This window comes from Emcibacteraceae bacterium (assembly GCA_041396985.1).
In the GTDB taxonomy this organism is placed as follows: Bacteria; Pseudomonadota; Alphaproteobacteria; order Sphingomonadales; family Emcibacteraceae; genus Pseudemcibacter.
The window spans coordinates 948,087-956,471 of the sequence record JAWKXO010000001.1 but is presented as its reverse complement, the minus strand read 5'-3'; the positions used below and the strand labels follow the sequence as shown (position 1 = coordinate 956,471).

The following is an 8,385-nucleotide window of genomic DNA, read 5'->3' as shown; positions in this document are numbered from 1 at the left end:
GCCGAGTGCAGGTGACTATTTTAACCTGCTTAAACCGCGGGTGATGTCCCTTGTTATATTCACGGCCTTTATTGGAATGCTAGTAGCACCCGGAACTATTCATCCGGTGATAGGGTTTACGGCTATTTTATGTATTGCAGTTGCCGCAGGAGCTGCCGGTTGCCTGAATATGTGGTATGAGGCCGATATTGATGCCATGATGCGCAGAACGGCAAACAGACCAATCCCATCCGGACGAATTGATGCACAGTCTGCCCTCCATTTTGGTGTTGCACTGTCTGTTGGCTCCGTTCTTGTGATGGGCCTTACAGTTAATGTTACAGCAGCCATCCTGCTTGCGGTTACGATACTTTTTTACGTGGTTGTTTATACAATGTGGTTAAAAAGAAGAACGACGCAGAATATTGTTATTGGTGGTGCTGCGGGCGCATTTCCCCCTATGGTGGCCTGGGCAGCAGTGACAGGTGATATAAGCCTGGAGAGCGTTGTTCTTTTTGCCATTATTTTTATGTGGACCCCTCCGCATTTCTGGGCACTATCCCTGTTTGCCTGTAAGGATTATGAAAATGCAGGAATTCCGATGCTTCCGGTTGTGCGCGGAGAAGCCTATACAAAAAAGCAAATTATGCTTTATACGGCCCTTATGGTTCCGGTATCAATTCTGCCCTGGTATTTGGGGTATGCCGGAATAGCATATGGTTTGACAGCTGCATTACTCGGTGGAATGTTTATCTGGCTTTCTTATGCCCTTTTGACGGATCGAAAATCAGTCGATGAAAATAGTGCAAGCGCAAAGAAAGTGTTTTTCTTTTCGGTATTTTATCTTTTTGCATTGTTTGCTGTGCTGGGTATTGAAAATATAGTCGGGAGGCTATTTTGATGCCGCTGCATGACGAACATAAAAAACGTGCAGGACGTAATTATGCTCTGGCCGCCGTGCTGGGCGCTCTTGTTGTGTTGTTTTTTTTCATCACGCTTGCAAAGCTTGGGGTGATTTGAAATGACTATGCAGGCTAGACAACAAACCAATCATACTAAAGCTCTTGCCCTATCATTGGGCATAGTTTTTGTAATGGTTATGCTAGTCGCTTTTTCAGTGCCTCTATACAGATTATTCTGTGCAGCAACGGGCATAGGCGGGACAACAAACAGAGCTGAATATGCACCGGACCAGAATAAAATTCTTGATCGTGAAGTTACCGTGCTGTTTAACGCGGATGTTAATGGAAATCTGCCCTGGTATTTCAAGCCGGAACAGAGAAAAGTAAAAGTGAAAATTGGTGAAGAAGCACTAATTTTCTATAAAGCCATAAACAAAAGTGATAAACCGGTAACCGGCGTGGCAACATTTAATGTAACACCATTTAAAACGGCTTATTATTTTAACAAGGTTCAATGTTTTTGTTTTACAGAACAGACACTGCAACCGGGTGAAGAAGTGGATATGGCAGTAAGTTTCTATATTGATCCCGAATTCGATAAGGATGAGGACGTGGATGAGATCAAGGAACTGACACTTTCATACACTTTTTTTAAATCAGAAGACTATAACAAACAATTTGAATAGATATATCATATAAGGAATAATTTATGTCAGATTCACATGCCCCAAACCATAACTACCATCTGGTAGACCCAAGTCCATGGCCAATATTCTGTTCGTTTTCGGCATTTATATTGTTTTTCGGTGGCGTTCTTTATTTGCATTATGACAACCCATGGGTTGTCAGCATCGGTGCATTGCTTACAATTTTTGGTGCCTATAGCTGGTGGGGTGATGTGATCCGCGAAGCTGAACATGAAGGGCACCATAAGCCTATTGTTCAGCTCGGTCTGCGCTATGGCATGTTTTTGTTTATCATGTCCGAAGTTATGTTCTTCGTGGCATGGTTCTGGGCATTCTTTGATGCCAGTATTTTCCCGAAAGAAGCCATTAATTATGTCTGGCCACCTGAAGGGATTGAAACACTTGATCCATGGCATCTGCCATTAGTGAACACTCTAATCCTGCTACTGTCCGGTTGTACTGTAACCTGGGCCCACCATTCGCTTATCGAAGGTGACCGTGCAATGTTTAAACAAATGCTCCTATTTACAGTTCTGCTGGGAATGAGCTTTACAGGCATTCAGGCATATGAGTACCATCATGCAACATTCGGCTTTGCTGATGGCATCTATAGCTCAACATTCTATATGGCAACAGGTTTTCACGGGTTCCATGTTCTGATTGGAACTATATTCCTTCTTGTGAATCTGTTCCGTGGAATGGCCGGGCACTTTACACCGAAACATCATTTCGGGTTTGAAGCCGCTGCTTGGTACTGGCATTTCGTTGACGTTGTCTGGCTTGTATTGTTCTTCTGCATTTATGTGGGAATTACAGGTTAGAAAAATTGCCTGATATCAAAAAAACAGACACATCAGCCTCGCCTATAAAAGCGGGGCTGATGTGTCGTTGTCCCCGGTGTGGCAAAGGTAAATTATATAAGGGGTTTCTTGATTTCGCCGATAAATGTTCAGAATGTGAACTGGACTATTCGGACTTTGAAAAAGGCGACGGACCAGCCGTCTTCATAATTCTGATTATGGGTTTTATTGTCGTCGGCTTTGCCCTGGTTGTTGAAGTTAGATTTCATCCGCCGCTTTGGGTTCATGCGGTGCTCTGGACACCGCTTATTCTTGGCGGGTCTATCGCAATGCTCAGACCAATGAAAGGTCTGATTATTGCCATGCAATATATTTATAAAGCACGTGAAGGTAAATTGGACCAATAATAAATGTTTCCCTATTCATTCAAGCCCAGATTTTGGCCAACTCTGATCTCGATCATTTTGCTGGCTTGTTTGTTATGGCTAGGAAACTGGCAGGTAGAGAGACTTGAGTGGAAACTCGGTTTAATAGAACAGATTGAAAACAGGGCCTATGCCGAACCAGTTGCACTTCCCGATACAGAAATCACGCCTGAAGACATGGAATACTTATCAGTGAAGGTCACAGGTAAGTTTAAAAATGATCAGGAAATGACATTATATAGTGTCGGCCCGAATGGCGAGGCGGGTTATGATCTTTATACACCGTTTGCGGATCAATCCGGGAAAATAATCATTATAAACAGAGGCTGGGTCCCGGAACGGATGAAGAATCAGCAAAGTCGACCTGAAACCCTGGAATCGGATATTGTAACTGTTGCAGGGTTGTTAAGAGCGCCGGTAAAGAAGCTGTGGTACGGTCCAGAAAATGATCCGGACAATAATAATTGGTATTACGGAAATTTGAACGCCATGATATCGGCACATAATCTGACAAATGTATTTCCCATGTTTTTATATGCTGTAAGTATGGGAAATAACGATGGTTTTCCAATTGCGGGTCGAACAGAACTTAATATCGTCAACAACCATCTTGATTATGCCTTGACCTGGTATGGACTGGCCATTGTACTTGTGATCATTTATTTGATCGCACATTTGAAAAAGAAAGAAAAGTAACAGTTGCAAGTAGCCGGCATTTCGCTAATGTGTGCAACGAAATTTTAATGTCTAAAGGACAGTGAAGTGAAATACAAAAGCACACGTGGCGAGGCGCCGGAATTAAATTTTGAAGACGTGCTTCTTTCGGGACTTGCCCGGGATGGCGGATTATATCTTCCGGAAAGCTGGCCTCAGATTTCTGAGGCTGAAATCAGGGATATGCGTGGAAAAAGTTATCAGGAAATAGCTTTTCAGGTAATGTCGCCATATGTTTGTCCGGAAATTCCCGAAGCGGATTTTAAAGGCCTAATCGAAAAAGCTTATTCCACCTTTCGCCATGAAGCAGTTGTCCCGCTGTCCCAGCTGGACAGTAATGAATGGATGCTTGAACTATATCATGGTCCTACCCTGGCCTTTAAGGATGTTGCCTTACAGCTGCTTGGTCATTTGTTTGATTATGTTCTGACCAAACGCGGTGAGAAAATTACCATTGTTGGCGCCACTTCCGGTGATACTGGCTCTGCTGCCATTGACTGCGTGCAGGGGCGGGCATGCGCAGATATTTTTATGCTCCACCCGCATGGGCGGGTATCGGATGTTCAACGCCGGCAGATGACCACTGTCCTTAAAAATAATGTTCATAATATAGCCATTGAAGGCGATTTTGATAATTGTCAGGCCCTGGTAAAGGCATTGTTTAATGATCTTGAATTCAGGGATAAAATCAGACTGTCCGCTGTAAACAGTATCAACTGGGCACGGGTGATGGCTCAGATCGTCTATTATTTTACGGCTGCCGTGGCTTTGGGATCACCCGATAGAAAGGTTTCTTACAGTGTGCCAACCGGAAATTTTGGTGACGTTTACGCAGGATATATCGCAAAACAGATGGGACTTCCTATTGATCGTTTGATAGTTGCCACCAATGTTAATGATATCCTGTCCCGCACATTGTCAATCGGCGAATATAAAGTTGGGGAGACCATACCAACCATCAGCCCAAGCATGGATATTCAGGTTTCCAGCAATTTTGAAAGACTGCTGTTCAATATTTATAATGGCAGTGGTGCTGATGTCCGGCATCTGATGGAAAATTTAAAACAGTCTGGTGTGTTCATTATTTCATCTGCGCAGTTAGAGAGAGCAAAAGAAACATTTGATGCTCTGCGTGTCGCGGAAGACGAAACAAAATCCACGATTGCGGAAGTTTATAACTCAACAGGCCAGATCATTGATCCTCATACGGCTGTTGGTATTCATGCGGCAAGGCAAATCAGACAGGATAACTCAGTGCCAATGATCAGTCTGAGTACGGCTCATCCGGCTAAATTCCCGGATGCGGTTGAGGATGTCACGGGCATCCATCCGGCGCTACCGGCTCACATGGCGGATTTGTTTGATAGAGAAGAAAAATTCGATATTCTTCCAAATGATCTTGGCGCTCTCAAAAAATATATACTGGACCATTTATGAGTGTTGAGATAACGAGACTTAAAAACGGTCTGCGTGTTGTTTCTGACAGGATAGCCAATGTTGAAACAGTAACTGTTGGAGCATGGGTTGATGTTGGCAGCCGGTTTGAACGGGCCGAAGAAAACGGACTTTCCCACATGCTTGAACATATGGCCTTTAAGGGAACCGAAAAAAGATCCGCTTATGATATTGCTGAGCAAATTGAGGACGTGGGGGGATATTTAAATGCCTACACATCCAGGGAACATACCACATATTACGCAAGACTTTTGAAAGAAGATCTGGAACTTGGTGTTGATGTACTTGGTGATATTCTGCAACATTCCATTTTTGATGAAGGTGAACTGGAACGTGAACGCGGTGTAATCATTCAAGAAATTGGCCAGGCAGAGGACACGCCGGATGATGTGGTTTTTGACCTGATGCAGCAGGCCGCCTATCATGACCAGCCTATGGGAAGACCAATCCTTGGGACTATAGATCTGATCAACCATTTCAGTCGCAATGACCTGACCGGGTATATGGCGGATCATTATAAAAGCGAACAGATGGCTGTGGTTGCCGCCGGAAATCTTGATCATGATAAGCTTGTCACCATGGTAGAGAAATATTTCTCAGATCTTGATTTTAAAAGAACCAAAAACAAGCAAACAGCTATTTATACAGGGGGCGAGAAACGCACCGAACGTGATTTGGAGCAGGTAAATCTGCTTTTCGGATTTGATGGAATATCCTATTCCGACCCCGATTATTTTGCATCTCAGGTCATGTCGATGGTGTTGGGAGGCGGAATGTCTTCAAGACTTTTTCAGGAAGTGCGTGAAAAGCGCGGACTGGTTTATTCCATATATTCATATATGGGATCATATGTCGATGGTGGGACCTTTGGCATCCATGCCGGAACCGGCGAGGATCAGGTAGAGGAGCTAGTCCCGGTCATTGCCTCTGAGTTTCATAAGATGGCGGAATATACGGATGAGCAGGAAGTCAATCGTGCCAAAGCTCAATTGAAAGCTGGTCTTCTTATGTCGCTTGAAAGCACAACAAGCCGTATGGAACAACTGGGTAGGCAGCAGATGATTTTTGGCCGACATGTGCCACATGATGAAATTCTGCAAAATATTGAAGTTGTAAATGCCGAAGCCGTCATGAAATGTGCCAGGAGAATTTTGTCGGGCAGTACCCTAAGTTTAGGGGCAATCGGCCCTCTTAAAAATCTTGTTGAGTTTGAAAAAATATCCGCCCTTTTTTAATTTGGTGCACCTTCATCATATTTAGGAAGTCCGTCGTCCAGATAAACATGTTTAAGAGCACGTTTAACCCAGATATGCTGTGTAATTTCAATTTTATCAGGATCTTCAAGTACGCCGATCGGTATATCAAAACATTTTTCAGAATGTATCGACATGTTGGATCCGCAAGTGGCGCAAAATCCTCGTTTTAATCGACTGCTTGACGCATAAAGCTTCAGACTGCCTTTGGTGATTTTTACCTTATCCTTATCAAAGACCACCCAGACCATGAAACTTGATCCGGATGATTGCTGGCAGGTTTTACAATGACAATATTCCGCATAATTAGGCTTGCCACAGGCTTCTAATTCAATTTCGCCACACATACAGCTGGCTTTATGAATTAATTCTGTCAATTTCTTTTCCAGTCCTTCGGATACATGGTCTGATAATTTGGCTCTGCTTCAATTCGCCCAAACCATTTTTTTATTGCCGGGAAGCGTGTCATATCGAAATTTCCCATATGGGCTTTATGGCTATACGCATAAAGCGCGATATCGGCGATCGACAGGTGATTTCCAACAAGATAGTCGTTATTTTTCAAATGATCTTCCATAATCTGTAAGGCGGCATATCCCTTTTCATGGAGTGTGGGGATTTCAGCTCTTCGTGGTGACGTTTCCGGTAACATGGTCAGGATGAATTTTGCAACAGCAACAAATGGTTCATGCGAATATTGTTCAAAAAATAGCCATTCCATAACTTTGGCCTGCTGCCATGGATCATCCGGAAAATAGTCCGTATTTTGTGACATATAAAAAAGTATGGCGTTTGATTCTGCCAGACATCTGCCGTCTTCGAACTGAAGAACGGGAATGCGTCCGTTTTTATTTATATTTGTCAAAAAATCCTTGCTACGGGTCTCTCCGTTGACCACATCATATTGAATATTTTTGAAATCAGTTTCCAGTAATGAAAGCAAAAGGCGTATTTTATAGGCATTCCCGGATTCGGTATTATCGTGAAGTATCAGCATAGTTTATAGATCCAATAAGGGTTCACCGACATGAGTGAAAATTTTTTTCATAACAGTTGGCAGGGCATATTTTTCAGTTTTATCGACAGCACACCATTCACCTTCCTGAAGATTAATCATTTCTTCCAGATCAAGTTTTACTATTTTTAATTCAAGATGGAAATGGGTAAAAGTGTGCCGAACAATGCCGGGCAGCAAGTCCCAGTTTGCAATAATGGGAACTCTTGGGGGTGGAATATTGTCCCAACTGTTGCTTAAGGCCCATTCATTGGATGGAACTTCCATCATGCCGCCAAGCAACCCTTTATCTGGCCGTCGTCTGAGCCATACTTTCCCGCCATACTCAGCCCAGAAAGCATATCCTCTTCTGGTCGGGCGCTCTTTTTTATCGATGCGTGCCGGCAATTCTGCCGCAGTTCCCAGTGTATGAGCAAGGCAGTCATTTTCTATAGGGCAATTCGGACATTTTAAATTTCGCGGGGTACAGATCGTTGCTCCAAGATCCATAAGGCTTTGTGCGTAGTCTCCTGGTCTGTATCTGGGGGTTAGTTTTTCGGCAAACTCTCTTATTTCCGCTCTTGAATCCGGTAATGGTGTTGTGATGTTGAATATACGGGACATCACCCGTTCCACATTGCCGTCAATAACAGTTGCCGGAATATCGTAGGCAATAGAGCTAATCGCCGCAGCAGTATAGGTACCTACACCGGGTAATTTTAAAAGTTCGTCATAATTTTCGGGAAACTTGCCACCCAGTTCATCAACGATATGGTTAGCACATTTATGCAGGTTTCTGGCCCGCGCATAATATCCAAGTCCTGCCCAGGCGACCAGGATATCGTCAAGATCAGCTGCCGCCAGGCTCGCTATCGTTGGCCATTCGGTTGTAAATTTCTCAAAATATGGAATGACAGCAGCAACGGTGGTTTGTTGCAGCATGATTTCGCTTAGCCATACATGGTAGGGGTTCGGAACAATGCCCCCGATTTTTGCCTCGGGCGAAATTCGCCAAGGCAGAATACGTGCATTCAGATCGTACCAATCAAGCAGTGCATCAACCAGTTCTGCCTTTTTTTCATCATTATTTATAATGCTGCCCATTTTTATCCTGATCTACCGATTCTTTTTATAAACTATACAATAACGCGAGAGTGAATACAGACATGAATCAGCA

Annotated in this window: 10 protein-coding genes; 7 read left to right on the top strand and 3 right to left on the bottom strand. The window is 43.6% G+C overall.

The features are described 5' to 3' along the window. The 7 genes from R3D86_04635 to R3D86_04605 form a co-directional block, all read left to right on the top strand. Positions 1-880, top strand: an 880-nt coding sequence (locus R3D86_04635) for a heme o synthase (GenBank protein ID MEZ5757487.1), incomplete at its 5' end; no start/stop codon positions are given. Positions 881-1,000: 120 nt separating this feature from the next. Beyond that, positions 1,001-1,567, top strand: coding sequence for a cytochrome c oxidase assembly protein (locus R3D86_04630; protein MEZ5757486.1), 567 nt, complete (start codon positions 1,001-1,003; stop codon positions 1,565-1,567). 23 nt (positions 1,568-1,590) lie between these two features. Next, on the top strand, positions 1,591-2,388 hold the full coding sequence (locus R3D86_04625) for a cytochrome c oxidase subunit 3 (protein ID MEZ5757485.1): 798 nt from the start codon (positions 1,591-1,593) through the stop codon (positions 2,386-2,388). 5 nt (positions 2,389-2,393) lie between these two features. Beyond that, positions 2,394-2,774 (top strand): DUF983 domain-containing protein, encoded by a 381-nt coding sequence (locus R3D86_04620; protein MEZ5757484.1) that lies wholly within the window; start codon positions 2,394-2,396, stop codon positions 2,772-2,774. 3 nt (positions 2,775-2,777) lie between these two features. After that, the gene (locus R3D86_04615; protein MEZ5757483.1) at positions 2,778-3,488 is read left to right on the top strand and encodes an SURF1 family protein; all 711 of its coding nucleotides are present in this window, start codon (positions 2,778-2,780) and stop codon (positions 3,486-3,488) included. A 66-nt stretch (positions 3,489-3,554) separates the two neighbouring features. Next, on the top strand, positions 3,555-4,943 hold the full coding sequence (gene thrC, locus R3D86_04610; GenBank protein ID MEZ5757482.1) for a threonine synthase: 1,389 nt from the start codon (positions 3,555-3,557) through the stop codon (positions 4,941-4,943). After that, a complete protein-coding gene (locus R3D86_04605) occupies positions 4,940-6,196 on the top strand; it encodes a pitrilysin family protein (protein ID MEZ5757481.1) in 1,257 nt (418 codons plus the stop codon). The genes thrC and R3D86_04605 overlap by 4 nt, the downstream gene beginning before the upstream one ends. Here R3D86_04605 and R3D86_04600 read toward each other — a convergent pair. Genes R3D86_04600 through mutY form a run of 3 tightly spaced genes read right to left on the bottom strand, consistent with a single transcriptional unit; the run spans position 6,193 to position 8,312 of the window. After that, the gene (locus R3D86_04600; protein ID MEZ5757480.1) at positions 6,193-6,591 is read right to left on the bottom strand and encodes a GFA family protein; all 399 of its coding nucleotides are present in this window, start codon (positions 6,589-6,591) and stop codon (positions 6,193-6,195) included. The two genes, R3D86_04605 and R3D86_04600, sit on opposite strands and share 4 nt — an antisense overlap. Next, positions 6,588-7,211, bottom strand: coding sequence for a glutathione S-transferase family protein (locus R3D86_04595; GenBank protein ID MEZ5757479.1), 624 nt, complete (start codon positions 7,209-7,211; stop codon positions 6,588-6,590). Before R3D86_04595 ends, R3D86_04600 begins: the two co-directional genes overlap by 4 nt. Positions 7,212-7,214: 3 nt before the next feature. Then, the gene (gene mutY / locus R3D86_04590) at positions 7,215-8,312 is read right to left on the bottom strand and encodes an A/G-specific adenine glycosylase (protein ID MEZ5757478.1); all 1,098 of its coding nucleotides are present in this window, start codon (positions 8,310-8,312) and stop codon (positions 7,215-7,217) included. Between the last annotated feature and the right edge of the window lie 73 nt (positions 8,313-8,385).